The organism is Mucilaginibacter sp. P2_A4 (assembly GCF_056405015.1).
Genome location: NZ_JBFUCX010000002.1, coordinates 103,823 through 119,406 on the forward strand (window position 1 = coordinate 103,823; position 15,584 = coordinate 119,406).

Below are 15,584 nucleotides of genomic sequence, written 5' to 3' on the forward strand. Positions count from 1 at the left end.
TTCGCTAATCGTTATTTTGCTTCGCTAATGATAATTGCTGCTAATTTATCAGGCATAGAAAGGAACGGCGTGTGGCTGCTGGGTAGAGAATATTCTTTCTTTACATTAGACTTACCGACCATAGCTTGTTGTAATTTATAACTAACGGTGTGGTCATTTAATGTGTGGATATAAGTTTTTGATACAGAGCCGAAGCCAGTCTCAGTTAAATTAACTTTGCCTGCCAGAGGAGCCAAAGGATCTGCTTTAAAGCCTGCGACAACCTGATCCTGCACCGGTTTGGGCGAATCTGCTACGAATGCATCAACGATTCCTTCTTTAGCAATATTGGCCGAACCCGTTGCTTCGCTGATCTGTAAATATTTACCAACATGGGCATCAGCATCGGTCTGAGCTAATGATAACAAGCTTTCTCCATTCTGGGGAAGGTAAGCCGCTACATAAACCAACTTTTTGATTTGAGCCGGAGTGTTTTCAGCTACCTGGCTGATTACGATACCGGCCATGCTGTGACCTACGAGAATAACGTCAGTCTTGTTGCCGATGGCTTTTTCAACGGCATCAACATAAGATTGTAGTGTGATATGGGCAAAGGAAGTAGTGTCCTGACCATGGCCAGGCAGTGTAACAGCGATGACATTAAAGCCTTTGGCTTTAAGCGTAGGTATTACATATGCCCATGCTGATGGATCAGTCCATGCGCCCGGTACAATTACGATAGTTTGTTGTGATTTGATTTTAGTTTTGTTTTGTGCAAAGGCGGTGATGCCCATCAGGGCTATGGCCAATGTTAAAATAATAGTTTTCATTTTTTTAATTTTTAGTGCCAAGTAATTTTGACACTGCAAACGTACTATGCCTTTCCCTGGATAATATTAACCCAGGTTAATATCGCATCTTCATATATTAATTAAATGGTACTTAATACGAATGGGTATCATCAAATATTTCTTACAAAAAACGGAACTACTTACTGATCAGATGGCTGTTAAATCCCTCCCTGAGGTTTTTTACCATTTTATGCATAAGAGCAGTACTGCTTGCTGTGCGACAGAAAGCACTTTCTCCCTCGATTAAGCAAAAAACTTTATTTACAAAGACTTTAACGGGTTAGCAGGCCAGTTACTGGCTAATGGGTGTTCACGGAAGTTTTTATCGCCATTATTTTCGATGATTTACGATATATCAAAGAAAAAAAGCACGCATTTTTAATCAATATGCATATTATCAATGCATTACCAAAAGGCACTTTTATTGTGAAATAATGAATAATCAAATAGAAGATTATCATTAAATGAATATTTCACATTTACGGGAGACGGTCGCTGCACATGTTACCACTTTGTTCAAAATACAGCAAGTTGATAAATTCCTCTATCACGATATAAAATGGGTTAATCGCGCCATTGAAGCTGCAAGAATGCTGGCAAACCATGGCCAGTTGAATGAACTTGGGATGTTTATTGTAGAAACTGCAATTTGGTTTTATGGTACCGGTTTTCTTTTAGAAATCAACAATGATCGATCGACAGCGCTAGTCCTGGCCGAAGATTTCCTTACGAGCCAATTTGTTACGCAGGATGTAAAGCAAGAAGTTGGTGACCTGATATTGGTGTTAGACAACAAGAAGAAGCGTGGATTTTTGGAAGAAATAGCTTATGACGCCTTGTCTTCCGATTATGGTGACCCAGCTTTTTCAGCAGGGTATAAGCTACTGATTATGGAAAGAGAGGCTTTGACCAAAATTTTAATAAGCGAAAAGGATGCTATAGCAAAGATACTCCAGCAGTTGAAAACGCATCGTTATTTTACGGTTCAGGCTGCTGAAGCCTGGGAAAGCACTAAAATATCCAATATGGAATCGTTGCAGCTACAACTTGATCAATTTCAGTAAATTAAATATCTCAAGTCCCAAATCATGGTACTTGCCGACCGGATCAGCGAGAAGAGAGTTAATTGCGTTATTACGATGAAAACTATCTTATTACTGAACTAAATTCGTTGACCAACGCACTGCTATTCCGCAAAATTATCTACCATTTGAAAACCGAATTTTGATAATTTAATCATCTTCTTCTTTAGTGTATTTGGCAAGGAAGTCATTCTTCTTTACAATCTGAATGTACAATAGAGGTGTTCCTATCTGTTTCCTTTTTTTGATCCAGTACCGAAAATCATCCCCGAAATCGAAAAACACTGGAGCGATACTATTCAGCCATGAGCGGTGTTTGTATTTCTAGCTGAATAGCCAGTATAGTTTCTGGGCTTTATCGTAGTCATTGGAAACTTCCTTTAGCTCATCATCCTGCAGGCTGTATATCCTCACCGCCGGTCCGTGAGCGCTTAGTTCTTCCTTTAAGTAAAAAAGGGCGTGCTTCGCCAAGCCGTCAGGAAAAACGCCAAAGTTATAGCCAGCCAATAATGGGGAGGCCGGATTGGGTATTGATTTTTCAAACGTAAACTGCTCTTTCAACCGCTGTGCATTTACTACCCAGATGATTTTTTTGTAAAATGAATTCCTGCTCTCCAGTTCTTCTTTTGACAAAGGTGAATATTGAAACTCAATGGTCAGTCCCTGGGGTGTATAAATATCGGCGCGGTGAAACTCGCCCGATTCCTCATCGCGGAAAATCACTTCGCGCCACGCCGCTGGAAACTTATTTTGCCAGTCGATATGCCACTGGGTCATAGGCTCCCACCAGGGGTCGCAGTCGATACGGCGCTGATGTGCCCAGTGATGAATTCTTAAACTGCCGCATTTAGCGGTGAGTTTAGTGCCACAGCCTGGGCAAACGCCTTTCAGGCCGGAAGTCGGCTCCCGTATTTCTCCATCAACTAATGCATAGCGTATCATGTTTTTAAAGATAAGACTCCGTTATCAAAAGGCGAAGGGCCTTATTCGCCTGACTTTTCATTATCTCCAGCGCTTCTAAAACTACATAATTGCGCATAAGCTCTAAAAAACAATTGTATTGACCTCTCTTCCCCAATATTCGTCCCTCGCGCATAAACCTGAACTTAAACAGTAAAGGAGGTCATTTGCATTTTCATTGCATATACTAACGACTTCTAAAATAGAATAATCTTAAATTTTGGCCCATTTTTAGTTCGGTCCTGTCAAGGCTACCTAATCGGACAATATGCTGAACAAAGAAGTATATTGGGTCCGGGTGTCCCGGCAAGCCGTTTTGACCCGGTCAAAACATGGCTTGCTTTACTTTTATTGAGAAGATTTATGAAGGCTTCTAAACCTCAATATTTTTTTTAATGAAATTCATAATGGCCTTTACAAGCAATGAAATTTATATGATTTTTTTCCAAAGTATAACTTAGACGATCTTCTTGGGTAACGCGTTTTGAAGCTTCTTTACCTCTGTATGTTAAATTCTCTGTTTGTCCGATACCACCGCTAAAAGGGTGTTCATGAGTATCGCGCATTAACAACAGAAGATACTTAAATTGTTCAAAATCCGTATTTTTCCATTCCAAAAATTGCTCCATAAACGATTTTCCAAACGATACTGAATATTTGCTATATCGAAGGTAAAGGGTAAGCTTTTCTTGATCATCTATAATTCGAGAATAACTTAAATTTGACCACTCATGGAGTTCGTCAGAATCCCAATCACCTTCCAGGCAAAAATTATAAGCAGTCATAAACTCCGATGACACACTATCGTCGACAACCTTATAGACTAATATTTTAGTTTTTTTCCAAAAGGAATCTGTGTCAATACTAATTGCCGGCAAGTCTTTTATTGATGCAACAACTAACCCTATAGGATTTACTTGGGTAGGAACATCGGAGTCGATTATTTTGTAATTGCTGCTAAAGTAAATCTTAGTTTCAACTTCATTGAGGTCATCCATAAATGGCTTTCTAAAGAAAGTTAAGATAGCCTGCTTAGTTTTACCATTGCTTAAGCCTGTTGCCCATTCATAGAAATTAAGATCTTTGGTGGCTTGCATTAAATGATAGCCATTAGGAAAACTGATATGATTGAATTTATATAACTTTTTGGCCCTGTTGAAAGTTTTAAAAAATTCGATAAAGCGTTCCTCTAATATTTCACTGTTTTCAGACAATGGATAAAAAGATAGTTCATTTAAAATAAGCTCCATTTTAAAAAAGCTTTAGTAACTGGTTTCCCCATTCATCAATTAGGTTTTCAGGATAATCGCTTAACTCACCAGCGTTATCAATACTTATCGGAGTGATTTTAGAATACTGCTCACTTTCGGCGATAACTCGTTCAAAATAAAAAATAGAAATTCGTTTAGTCAAAGCGTTGTTTTCTTTGGTTGCAATTCTAATTCCGTTGAGGATATGATCACTGTGTGTTTCTAAAATAATTTGAATTTCATTTAATGCAGCAAGAGAAATTAACTTGCCTAATTCCGCCTGCCCTCTTGGATGTATATGAGATTCGGGGTTTTCGATAATAATTAGTTCGTTAGGTTTGGCAGATAAAATAGCCGTAACTACTGGCAAGACATAAGAAATTCCAAAACCAACGTTATTGGGTTTAAATCTGTTAGTGTTTCCGAAATTTGGTTGTTTATATACGTATTCTAATAATACATAGTCAGAGTTAGGAATGGATGTCGTTCTGATATTAATGCCTGGTGAAATTTCACCCATCCAAAGATTGATTTGATTTATAAGAGTTTTATTTATTAACTCTTTATTTGTTACAGGGTCAATGGATATCGAATCTCTATGAAGCAAATTTGAAAAAACAATCTCGTCGTTTCCGTGGACTTCAATAAAGTGTGTTGCAAACTCCCCAGCATTCCCAACATTATTATTAGTAACTACATTGGAATATGATTTATTGTGAACTGATGTAGGTGGTAAACGATTTGCATTTAAATATTGGAAATTGTTGGTAAAAAGAGTTTGCGTCAAAAACTCGTCGGTAAAAGCAGGATCTGGAATTGTAAAAAGGTCTGCCTCAACAAGATAATTCGTTTGAATATCTTGTTTGATACCATTTTCAAACTCCAAATTTATAGATAGACTTTCTTTCTTACTATACTGATATAGGGCATCCTTGGTATTACCAATATTTACATAATTTCCGTTTAATTGGATCTCGCCAAATTGTAGCCTCTCAGATTGTTTAAGTAATAATAACGATTGAATAAACGTTGATTTACCCATTCCATTAATGCCCATCAGTACGTTTAAGTTTTTTAATTTAAACGTATAATCTTTTATTGATTTGAAGTTTTTAATGTTTATATTTTTTATCATTTCAATTAATTAAAACCAAATCAATCAATTCGGAAATTTTCTCAAATCTATAATTAACACGATTACGGTCACTTGTCGAACTTGATATTGATGATTGAAAATTTGGGTCAGCTTCAAGAAGATTTATAAAACCATGAATAAATTGTTTTCGATTTTCATTCAGTTTAATAAAAGAAGTTGAGTCAAGGCGAGCAAACAATACAGAGAAAACATCAAACAAGGCCTTATTCAAAGGCTTTTTTCGAGTACTGTTTCGATCTATCCGTCTAAATGCGTTTGATTCAAAAATAAGGCTATTTAATTCCATAGACCGAATAAAGGCCTCTTTACATTCTTTTAATACGATATCAGGCACTACATTAATCTGAGCCATAGCACGACTCATATAGGTGTCTAAATCGGGTACATAGTTATTTTCCCCTATAAGAAAAAAGGCCAAAAAACGATTTACAAAATCTCTATCTAACATTCGTTGAGGTCTTATAGAATAATTAGTAGCAATTTTAAACTGCTCAAGATTCGCAAGATCTGCAATAAATTTAGATGGCTTACCTTGGTAAAGTGCATGACGTATTTCTTGAGCTGTCAGAACTAACCCTCCAGTATTTATTCTTTTAAAAATGTTAAATTTAACATCATCTGGAGTGCCAGGATTAATAACATATGCAATTATTTGAGTTTCTTCGATTTGACGTTGGAGACTTCTATCTAAATCATCATATCCCAATCCGTTGAGCTGGTATAGAAATTCCAGATTTGTTAATTTGAGTGATTTTGTAAGCATAAAGTTCCTAATCGAACTTAAGCGCTGAAGACCGTCGACGACCAGCCAATTATTCCTGTCTGATCCATCAAAATAAAATGCTGGTAATGGAAACCGAATCAGAATGGATTCTATTAGCCTGCTTTGTTTTGTTATATCCCATAAATCGTCATTGCGCTGAAAATCTGGGTATAAATCTATTTCTGGCGGTTGTTGACGCAAACGCTTTACAATGAGGTCTATATTTACGAGCCGATTATCAATATTTATAAGTGACGGATCGAATATTTTACTTATAATTGAAGTTTCGGGTTCACTATCAATCAGTTCTTCTTCTATATCTTCGAAAGAATAATTTGAATTTTCATCATCTAGAGGTGGGTTGAATATTGTAAAATTACCTAACTCAGGATAATAAGCATCCATGTATCGATAAAAATTATTGTCGACAGCATTAATGCAATAGAATAATGCCGAAATATCTTGCCGTGGCTCATTTGGCTTTATTGCTTGGATCGTTTGGTTACTACTTGTATTTAATCCTATTACCGGGATGTTTGCAATCAAAGTATAACTTTTGGAATTATTTGATAAAATTTCCAGTTTTTTTATCGACTTTGTTAATACAAAGCCGATTTCTAACTCCACGTTCCAAGTGTCGTTATATGCCGGACCACCAGACTTCCTAAGTATTTTGCCAAAAGCCCTAATACCTTGTTCCCAACTTGTAGGAATTCCCTTATTGTTATCAGATCCAAGCCATAACAGGCAATAAGTGCCACTATTGGCTTCAAAGGGAACTTGCTTGCATAAAACAGTTATGCTAAAAGCTGAAAAATCATGTGAGTTTGTCGCATCTATTCGTTGGATGTCACCAATGCTATCCTTTCCGAGTCTGATTATGCAGAAGTTCATATTGCCTGTACTAAATCAGCTTCAGATAATCTTTCAAGGGATTCCCTGAAAGGAGTAAATAATTTTCTATTTTGACTGTCCGCTCGGCGCAATATTCCTCGTGCAGCCCCGGGGCTAATGAAATATTTTTCAGCGGGGTATATGGGAGAAATAAAATCGATAAGATTACTTTTTATAGTTTCATTACAAGCCTCAAAAACTTTACAATCGAAAGCTTCTCCCTCAACGGCGATTCCTCCAGTATTCCATTTTATTTTACAATGATCTTCCGATTTAACACTTTGATATCTGGGCTTGCCTTTTTTAAAATCACCATAGTTCATTAAAATATCCTCCGTCTTAAAAGATTTAGACTTGGCACTAAGCATTTTTTTAACCCTTTTAGAAATCCATTCAATTACGGGGACAGATACAGCATTACCGATAGCATGATATCTTAAACTATCAAAATCGTATAGCAAATTTTGATCAGGGTCATTTGGTAAGGTCCAATTAAGAGGAAAGCCTTGTAATGTTTCTGATTCTGTTGGTATAAGTCTTCGCACCCTGTCATGATAAGAAACATAAGTTCTACTCCAATCAGTCCCTGTGTGCCGACCTGATGTCGCGGCGAGGCAATAAGCAAGCTCTGGTACAGTAAAACCAAGTTCCTTATTAATTTGAGGATTTATAAATTGCAATCTTGCTTTTTCGTTTTTTTGCGATTCCAATAACTCGTGTAATACATATGTCGCTTTGTTGATATCATTTTTCCACGCACAAATGTAAACTCGAGGTCTTGATTGTGGTACACCGAAAAATTTACTATTAAAAACCCTCCAAGAAACTCCATAACCTGCATTGTTTAAGGACTGAAGAATGATTTTAAAATCATTGCCTTCATGTGAACTCAGCAAGCCTACTACATTTTCTAAAAGAATAACCTCCGGTTGTCTTTGTTCAATCAAATTAAAAAAATCATAAAACAAACCAGAATTCTTACCCTTTAGCCCTTGCCTACCATTTGATCCACGAGCAACAGACACATCCTGACATGGAAATCCTGCACACCAAACGTTGGTTAAAGGTAAATCCATTGAAGAAACTTTAGTTATATCAGCCTCGCAAACTACTCCTGGCCAATGTCGGTTTAGTATCATTCTGCAAAATTTATTTATTTCACATTGATATTTTACCTCGAAACCCTGTCTTTCGAAAGCCAAATCAAACCCTCCAATCCCTGAGAAAAACGAATTTACTGAAAATTTACCCATAATATGTTTCCTCACAAAATAACAAAAAACCTGTTAATTAACCCTAATTTATTTCTTAGGCATTTTGCTTGTCCAATCACTAGTAGGATGCTAAATTACTCTCAATAAACATCAAAGTTGGAAACCTAATAAATTAGAAAATCATAGATAAAGTCTCAAGTGATTCTGCTCTTAAATTAAAAATTCACCTGTAAAGCTTGTTTACTTCTTAAAATTACTAATTTTAAAAGTTGCATACTTTTGCAGAGTAGCTAAAATTTAAACCTTATCCAATGTCAGAAACAGAAGAAAGTAGTAATGTCGCTTTTATAGAATCAGAGCAGAACGACAACTATGCCAATGATGATCTCTTTAATATTACCTCTTGGGGAGCAGATTTATCTTTTCGCGAATTAATAACGATGTACGATGAAGGGGAATTAACTAAGCCTGAATTACAACGAAAATATGTTTGGGATAAATCAGAGGCTAGCAGATTCATAGATTCAATATTATTAGGCTTACCTGTACCTTCAATTTTTCTGGCAAAAGAGGCCAACGATAATAAATTGATTATCGATGGCTACCAGCGAATTATGACAGTTTATGATTTTGTTAAAGGAATTTTTTCAAGTGATGGAAAAGTCTTCAAACTGTCTAACTCTGACAAAGTAAACTCAAGGTGGAAAGGAAAGGCATTTGTTGAACTAATTGATACTGATCAAAAGAAAATCCGGAGTACAACGATCCATGCAATAATTTTTCAACAAAAAGCCCCTAAAGATGATGACACGAGTTTATATCAAATTTTTGAACGGATCAATACGAGTGGTAGGACCCTAAAACCTCAAGAAATTAGAAATTGTGTTTATCAAGGCGGATTTAACACCTTACTATTTGAACTTAATCGAAATGCGAGATGGCGCGCGTTGTTTGGATTAGAAATAGAAGAGCCGCGAATGCTCGATCTTGAATTTATTCTGAGGTTTTTTGCATTATCATCCGACGCGATTAAAAAGAAGAAAACAGGGCAAATTTCTCTTAAAAAATTTCTTAACGAGTATATGGGATCAAAAGAATCACAAAACCCGAGTGTTCTTAAAAAACGAAAAAAGGAATTTATTGATACAATTGTTTTAGCGGAAACTATTTGGGGCAACTCGGCCTTTCATAATCTATCGCAAAAAGCCCCAGAAAAATTAATTAACAAATTCCATCCTACAATATTTGATTCAATATGTATTGCATTAAATTATGCTGTTAAAAAAGGAGTTGATGTAACTAATGTTCCACAGCTAAAAAAGAAAAGGACCACATTACTTAAAGATGAAAGCTTTAAAAAGTTTACCACAATTAGAACTACTAACATTGAAAGTATTAATGGTCGCATAGGTAAAGCTTTAGAGATTTTATTTGGCCTGAAATATGAATAATACAGCGGCTCAGCAATACATTAATGATTGTAATAGTGAATTGGCACAAATTGATTTGTTGATTCAAGCCTTGGGCCAATTTAATAATACGGTTCCATATTTGACAAAATACGCAATCATCAAAGCTTGTGGAACGGTTGAACAATGTTTTAAAACTATAGTTGCAGATCATAATTCTCAGCATCATAGTCCGCAAATTCGAAATTACGTCGACGAAACGATTCGAAAGAGCTCGATGAATCCCAGTTATGATAACATTTGCAATACTCTAAAAAAGTTTGATTTAACCTGGCTCGCATCATTTAAAACTGCGGTAAATAATCATCCTGACAAAGCCCAAATAAATACCTCTTTATCTTCATTAAACGAGGAAAGAAATAAATTTGCCCATGGAGGACAGCCAACGTCATCCTTTACTGATGTTAAAGGCTATTTTTTAAATGCATTAACATTAATTACTATTTTAGATTCCGCTGTCGTTTAAATACTTCCGCAAAATTTAGCATACGATTAAACAGCAGCTAAAATTTAAGTTATTGAAAAAATGGTTCAGAAAAAAATCCAATTGATTCCCTTAAACTATGAATACTCATTTATTCGAACTGATAGCTTGCGCCGGAATAGGTGGTCTGGTTAATCAGAATCTCCACTAATATGTCGATTGTTTGAATAGTTCTTTGGCTTCTTTTCTTGCAAGATAAGAAGTTCAGACGAAATCTTCTCTGGTAAGACTTATTGACAATGTAAGTAATTCGCCATTACCGATTTCTATCGCTTTGATAAAAAAAATTACTTCGTCGCCAATAATTATTGATTGCATGAACTAATTTCATGGCAGTATATTATGATATTTTACTGTCCTTATCTCATCCTTAAACTAATTCAACAAATGGGAGCCTGAATCAGTTTCTAAGTGAGGTGCATTAGCTCAATATATCTTGTGCCATTACAGCTGAAGCAAATCCCAGCTTGAATATGTTTATATTCTGGAAAATAACCCGCTCCATGACATTTATAACATGGCGTTAACATTCCAAGGTCATTACCTCGTTCATCTAAATACGGAACCATAATATTTCTGTGCAAATTTTCGTGACATTGCCAACACATTGTTTGCAGTGCCTCGTCGGGGTATTCCCAAGGTAATTTTCCTTTTTGGTAATATTTATGATGTATATGTAATCCGGGTACGTAAACCCATTGTAGTGATTGAATAGGTAATTGTAATTCAAGTTTTAGAAGTTCGTTTAGGAAATTTCCTTCTCCATAAGTAGGTCTGATAGTCAATTGACTTTTCCTCACAGCAAGTACTTTCCCCAGCTTACTATAATCATCTTCTTTGTTCACATAAGCTATATAACCTTTTTCATTTATACCAGTATCCGTTTTCAATAAAATAGTTTGACGAACTTCACCATTGAGACTTCGTAAAGTATACTTCAAACCTGAATGGTACGGACCATTATAGAACATAGTTCCAATATGGGTATTTTTAAGAATTTCTTCATTGCCACAGTTTGTACACTTATGTCTATCACGCAATAAAATGTCGATACGTCGTTCTCTCCACTTTGATTGAGATAGCAGTTCTTGATAAGTCATTTAGTATTTAGGATTAGGAACAATTTTTAAAGCTAACAAATACTTTTCAGTTTGCCGTGCCTAATGCAAATTGCAATTTCCTTAAATCTTCTAAAAAACACTTCGAAATTTGCCCGATACGAGCTGCTTCAATTTGAGGCTGAAAAAATGGCTCGAATTAATCAAATTTGCAAACAATCTCAAATTTTCCACCAAGCGGTTTTACATTGGGCCTGCTAAGGTTACCGATAATGACAGATTAATCAGGTCTCGAATCCAATTATTTAAGGACTCAAAAACCTCATAGCTAATCACTCTTCTACTCCCATTTGCAGAACCTCCTAAGACTGGCCTCCTAAATGTTTCTTTTGCTTCACAAAACATTCCTATTTATAGGTTATTTCGGTTTGACCGGATAAGCAGTAATTATAAAATGACCGTCATCCCTGTTGGCCGTAATTATCTTCACAGCAGTAACGTTTTTTTTATCAGCGGCAAGCTCCCGTTTCAGATCCACGACATACTCCCGGTAACCCCGTTCGTTAACTACAAATTTTCCCTCCTTCCGAAGCTTCCATGCCTCATCGATTGTTCTGAACACCTGATCTGGTTCATCAACCCTAAATCTTGTTCCCACTTCAGCGGCTGCTCTTGACTCGCCTTCCTCCAATTTAATCTCTCTGCCAAGGTCGCGGTACCATTCCGTATGCCTGCGTAAAATGTGCTTGATTCTGGACTCACGCTCCAATTCAGACAGTCCTGATGTCAGGTTCCAATTTTGATAAATCAGGCCTTCGTCAGATATGAAATTTCGGGCCAATTCTCCGTCTTTAATATATTTCAGACCAGGAACTCCTTTTAACGACTCAGTCAATACGGCCCGAACTTCCTTGTTGGCCACTGTATGAATGATATTTCTGAATAAGACTCCCGAACCGGCAATGACAGCTACGCCCGTAACCACTTTTTCCCACGTCTGAAGTTTTTCTCCGCTAATCATATCAGTGCCGGTTGTCAATTCGTACCAATCACGAACATCATTAATTCCGGGCGTTACAGCAGTAGCAATATTGATACTTTGCATTACCACCGTATTGAAAACACCTGCTGTACTTTCCGCACTATTTACCACCACGTCTCTATAGCCGGGATCCTGGTTAGCAATCAGTTCGTTTACACAAGTATTGTAGAGCTCATGCACGGATTCGCTGTAATAAAGACACTCCGGATTTGTATGTGCATCGAATTTTGAATCAATATTTGATATGCAAATTTCAATATGCTTAAGGGCATTGGCCTGGCTGGCGGTTAAATTACCCGGTACCGTTCCCGGCTTTTGGAACAGATCATCTCTGTTGTCATAGATTTGCTGAAATACTTTTTCAGAATGATTCCCGAAGTCCCTTCTTACCCGATTGACATAATCGCCATTAATATCTATCTGGCAATCTTTTTTTTGCACATTGCCTTCATCGTCGGTATATGTAACGGTCAAATTGATTGAAGGGACCTCGTACGAACCTATAGCAGGGTCGCGGCTTACGGAATTAACAATACTTTGTCGAACGACGGATGTTACCTTCATATTGGCATAAGGAGCATTCCTGTTTTTCGCGTAAAGCATAATCGCCCCGGGATCTATCCCCATATCTGACAACTGCGCATTTGCTTTCGATATCTGTGGATTTGAAGGGGAAAATCTGATGACCTCAGGCTCATTTAGCTTTTGCCATTTTCCGATTCCGTTACGATAGGGCAGACCAGGCTTGACGATGGCAACCTCTGTGTTCTGACCATCTGTATGAAATGCCAGTACGGTACCGCCTTTGCTTGCAATTACTGAGGCCTGATTGATAGATTTCTGACCATTTGCGTAACCTACAAAATGCCATTCGCTGGAGTTATTTACGTCTTTCAGCATGTCGCCCGGCGAATCGAACGTACCATCATTTCTGCGATGCTCCGTAAACCATTTATCATGATTAATACCAAATATCGCCGTCGCAATGTTAATGTTACAATTTTCCCCGACACAGTTCTTATAGGTTTCGACCACGCCCGACAGGTCCTGCCTTTGAGCAGGCCCTAAATAAGGATAGTTTTTAAATATCGTGGTGTTTTTAGGTAATTCAGAAGAGCCGTACAGCCGCGCAATTTTATTTTGGTCATTATAAAATTTAATTAGCTCCTTTTCAAATTTTCTGTCAGCGTACAGATCTGAATTGCCCATGGTCAGCGAATTAATAAACTCATCCGTTACAGCCATTTTTGATTTAAAACCCGAAAAGTCTTCCCGGGTATTAAAAACAGGATCCTTTCGCCCTGCCGTTAAATTACCTGAAATTCTCTGATCTATAGCTTTTAAAGCCGCATCCTGTTTCGACTGCTCATTTATGAAGCTTTGCATTTCAGGGTCGGTCGAAGTCCATTTTGTACTGGTGTATTCCTTCCCCGCAATGCTTATTTTAGTGGTTGATAAATGATCAGAGGGAACACTGTTCTGAATCGCAGTACTTAAGTCTAAGTCATTAAGCAGATGCTGTGCTGAGTAATCGCCATAGTCAGCGGCTGCAAAGCCATCAAGTTTTTCCTTTTTTAATTCAAGCTCGCCGGAATTATCTGAATAGAATTTAGCTAATTCACTGTTAACGTCCGTTACCGAGTGGTTCAGGGAACTATTTATTTCATCAAAGCTGGGTTTAATGGCGGGGATCAATTTATTTAACACATCATGCATCGAATTATAGTCGCTGTTTAAGCGCTGGTTCCTTGTTTGCAGATCCTGCCGGAATCGACCGATCTGCCGCGCAGCACTCGCATTAAATCCTCTCACGCCCCCATCGTTACTCGAACCGAAAACATTTTGCACAGGGTTGTTCCCGTTGTTGTCAAATCTGTTCCGGTAAGTGTCCCCTCCGAAACAATACATGTATCCGCCACCTTCGGCACAAATCGAAAAGCCATTTCCGTCAGGCAACGGAACGGAAAGTTTCACGTTCACTCGAATCGGCTCTTTGAACATGGCCATTTTAAAGGGGACATTCGCAGAAGACATTGTCCAAACATTTAGAAAAGGCTTTTTTAAAATCAAAGACTTCAATTTTGGAAGAAACGAAATCTCACTGTCTATGAAATCCCCCTGTTGCTTGATAAACGGACGATCGGGGATTAATTGATTGTTGTTAGCCAAGTTAGTTAAAATACTATTGAAGAAAATCAATTCGTCGGCATAACTTTCAAAGTCTAATATCAACCGATTGTTATAATTCGCAGCCTTTAATAACTTGGATTTCTGGTCGCTGAGTTTTTTTTCCTCAGTTCCTATGTCAGTGATTACGGTTTGCTGAAGGTCTTCGTTGAACAGTATTTTAAGAACAGAATCGCCACCGAAGGCTGTTTGAATCGCTTTGATTTTCTCATTGGTTAATTCCAAAGATGCCCATTCCATTCTCTCCGTATTATACAAATACAGTGATTTCCAAGATTTAAATAGGCTTTCAGTAGTAACCTTGGTTTCGTCTCTTAATGGCTTAAACTGAGGTGCTATCGTATCATAGCAGGACTTGTATATTGCGAACATTTCCTCTCCTTTCAGCAGTTTTTGCGGCAACAGCATGATAGCCTCCTGTAGTATGCCGTTTTGCCGGTCTATTTCGTCTTTCATTTGTTGTTGTTTATGGTGGTTGCTAAACCAGCCAATTGCCGCCCCGATTACGGCTCCGGCCGCGCTGACCCAAGGCCCACCAATTTCATAGCCGATTGCCGCGCCTGTTGTCGAATACATAACAATCTCGTTTCCCTGACCCTGAATGGTCGTTGTTCCGTCTGAGCTGACTGAGACATAAAAATCATTATTATATTTGATGTTGAAAGTCTTTGCGAGGGAATTTCCCAGTTCGGTATACGATTCCATCACACTTTCGCGCCCAACATGATTAAGGCCGTAATAAGTAAAAAATTGCTTTCCCGAAATGGAGTCGGCCCAACGGAAGGTGGTCATCAATTCTGTGATTGATCCCTCAATCGAAAGCAGCAAAAGATTGTCCAATCTCGCTGCTTCGGACCTTTTGACGATGATTGTTACCGAGTCTTTTCCCTTTAATCCATCTTCAACCTGTTTGATATGAGTGTAAATTACAGAAAGCAAGCTATCGCATTTTTTGATGTCGCGGTATGCATTGTCATAAGACAAAATCAGTGTTTTTTGGATCCGGTCAGCATAGTCGTTATTGCAAATTCTAACGGATTCGTTGTGAGCTTCATTGTCGACCCAGCTTTTCAGTTGTTCTCCATAAGGAGCGACATCCTGCGCAAGGGCTGCTCTCGGAACTAACGCTATTATTGCAAATGATATAATTGCAATAAGGGCTTTTAACTGAGATTCGGACTTCATTTTAGGCCAA

Annotated in this window: 11 protein-coding genes; 3 read left to right on the top strand and 8 right to left on the bottom strand. The window is 37.6% G+C overall.

From position 1 onward, the window contains the following. Positions 1–11: 11 nt before the first annotated feature. Positions 12–809 (bottom strand): alpha/beta fold hydrolase, encoded by a 798-nt coding sequence (locus tag AC1DYB_RS04405; protein WP_477432803.1) that lies wholly within the window; start codon positions 807–809, stop codon positions 12–14. 485 nt (positions 810–1,294) lie between these two features. Here AC1DYB_RS04405 and AC1DYB_RS04410 point away from each other — a divergent pair, with 485 nt between their 5' ends. Next, positions 1,295–1,894, top strand: a complete 600-nt coding sequence (locus AC1DYB_RS04410; protein WP_477432805.1) for a hypothetical protein — start codon at positions 1,295–1,297, stop codon at positions 1,892–1,894. A 342-nt stretch (positions 1,895–2,236) separates the two neighbouring features. Here AC1DYB_RS04410 and AC1DYB_RS04415 read toward each other — a convergent pair whose 3' ends face one another. The 5 genes from AC1DYB_RS04415 to AC1DYB_RS04435 all read right to left on the bottom strand — a co-directional run bounded on the left by AC1DYB_RS04415 (position 2,237) and on the right by AC1DYB_RS04435 (position 8,188). Then, the gene (locus AC1DYB_RS04415) at positions 2,237–2,854 is read right to left on the bottom strand and encodes a competence protein CoiA (RefSeq protein WP_477432807.1); all 618 of its coding nucleotides are present in this window, start codon (positions 2,852–2,854) and stop codon (positions 2,237–2,239) included. Positions 2,855–3,264: 410 nt separating this feature from the next. Continuing rightward, positions 3,265–4,122, bottom strand: coding sequence for a type II toxin-antitoxin system YoeB family toxin (locus AC1DYB_RS04420; protein ID WP_477432809.1), 858 nt, complete (start codon positions 4,120–4,122; stop codon positions 3,265–3,267). 1 nt (position 4,123) lies between these two features. Beyond that, entirely contained in the window at positions 4,124–5,257 is a 1,134-nt protein-coding gene (locus AC1DYB_RS04425; RefSeq protein WP_477432811.1) for an AAA family ATPase, read from the bottom strand. Between the two features lies 1 nt (position 5,258). Beyond that, positions 5,259–6,935, bottom strand: a complete 1,677-nt coding sequence (locus AC1DYB_RS04430; RefSeq protein WP_477432813.1) for a GmrSD restriction endonuclease domain-containing protein — start codon at positions 6,933–6,935, stop codon at positions 5,259–5,261. Further along, positions 6,932–8,188 carry a DNA cytosine methyltransferase gene (locus tag AC1DYB_RS04435; protein ID WP_477432815.1) on the bottom strand — a complete coding sequence of 419 codons (1,257 nt, stop codon included), beginning with the start codon at positions 8,186–8,188 and terminating at the stop codon, positions 6,932–6,934. Before AC1DYB_RS04435 ends, AC1DYB_RS04430 begins: the two co-directional genes overlap by 4 nt. 272 nt (positions 8,189–8,460) lie before the next feature. Here AC1DYB_RS04435 and AC1DYB_RS04440 point away from each other — a divergent pair, with 272 nt between their 5' ends. Together AC1DYB_RS04440 and AC1DYB_RS04445 are read left to right on the top strand one after the other, a co-directional pair. After that, a complete protein-coding gene (locus AC1DYB_RS04440; protein ID WP_477432817.1) occupies positions 8,461–9,600 on the top strand; it encodes a GmrSD restriction endonuclease domain-containing protein in 1,140 nt (379 codons plus the stop codon). Beyond that, positions 9,593–10,084 carry a HEPN domain-containing protein gene (locus AC1DYB_RS04445; protein WP_477432819.1) on the top strand — a complete coding sequence of 164 codons (492 nt, stop codon included), beginning with the start codon at positions 9,593–9,595 and terminating at the stop codon, positions 10,082–10,084. Before AC1DYB_RS04440 ends, AC1DYB_RS04445 begins: the two co-directional genes overlap by 8 nt. A 425-nt stretch (positions 10,085–10,509) precedes the next feature. On the opposite strand, the gene AC1DYB_RS04450 is transcribed toward AC1DYB_RS04445, so the two are convergent. Continuing rightward, the gene (locus AC1DYB_RS04450) at positions 10,510–11,202 is read right to left on the bottom strand and encodes a hypothetical protein (RefSeq protein WP_477432821.1); all 693 of its coding nucleotides are present in this window, start codon (positions 11,200–11,202) and stop codon (positions 10,510–10,512) included. 376 nt (positions 11,203–11,578) lie between these two features. Continuing rightward, positions 11,579–15,574 (bottom strand): pre-toxin TG domain-containing protein, encoded by a 3,996-nt coding sequence (locus tag AC1DYB_RS04455; RefSeq protein WP_477432823.1) that lies wholly within the window; start codon positions 15,572–15,574, stop codon positions 11,579–11,581. Positions 15,575–15,584 lie beyond the last annotated feature (10 nt).

What these genes read in the sequence shown, in the direction of transcription:
- AC1DYB_RS04405 (WP_477432803.1), bottom strand. Translation starts at nt 809, where the DNA reads ATGAAAACTATTATTTTAACATTGGCCATAGCCCTGATGGGCATCACC.
- AC1DYB_RS04410 (WP_477432805.1), top strand. Translation starts at nt 1,295, where the DNA reads ATGAATATTTCACATTTACGGGAGACGGTCGCTGCACATGTTACCACT.
- AC1DYB_RS04415 (WP_477432807.1), bottom strand. Translation starts at nt 2,854, where the DNA reads ATGATACGCTATGCATTAGTTGATGGAGAAATACGGGAGCCGACTTCC.
- AC1DYB_RS04420 (WP_477432809.1), bottom strand. Translation starts at nt 4,122, where the DNA reads ATGGAGCTTATTTTAAATGAACTATCTTTTTATCCATTGTCTGAAAAC.
- AC1DYB_RS04425 (WP_477432811.1), bottom strand. Translation starts at nt 5,257, where the DNA reads ATGATAAAAAATATAAACATTAAAAACTTCAAATCAATAAAAGATTAT.
- AC1DYB_RS04430 (WP_477432813.1), bottom strand. Translation starts at nt 6,935, where the DNA reads ATGAACTTCTGCATAATCAGACTCGGAAAGGATAGCATTGGTGACATC.
- AC1DYB_RS04435 (WP_477432815.1), bottom strand. Translation starts at nt 8,188, where the DNA reads ATGGGTAAATTTTCAGTAAATTCGTTTTTCTCAGGGATTGGAGGGTTT.
- AC1DYB_RS04440 (WP_477432817.1), top strand. Translation starts at nt 8,461, where the DNA reads ATGTCAGAAACAGAAGAAAGTAGTAATGTCGCTTTTATAGAATCAGAG.
- AC1DYB_RS04445 (WP_477432819.1), top strand. Translation starts at nt 9,593, where the DNA reads ATGAATAATACAGCGGCTCAGCAATACATTAATGATTGTAATAGTGAA.
- AC1DYB_RS04450 (WP_477432821.1), bottom strand. Translation starts at nt 11,202, where the DNA reads ATGACTTATCAAGAACTGCTATCTCAATCAAAGTGGAGAGAACGACGT.
- AC1DYB_RS04455 (WP_477432823.1), bottom strand. Translation starts at nt 15,574, where the DNA reads ATGAAGTCCGAATCTCAGTTAAAAGCCCTTATTGCAATTATATCATTT.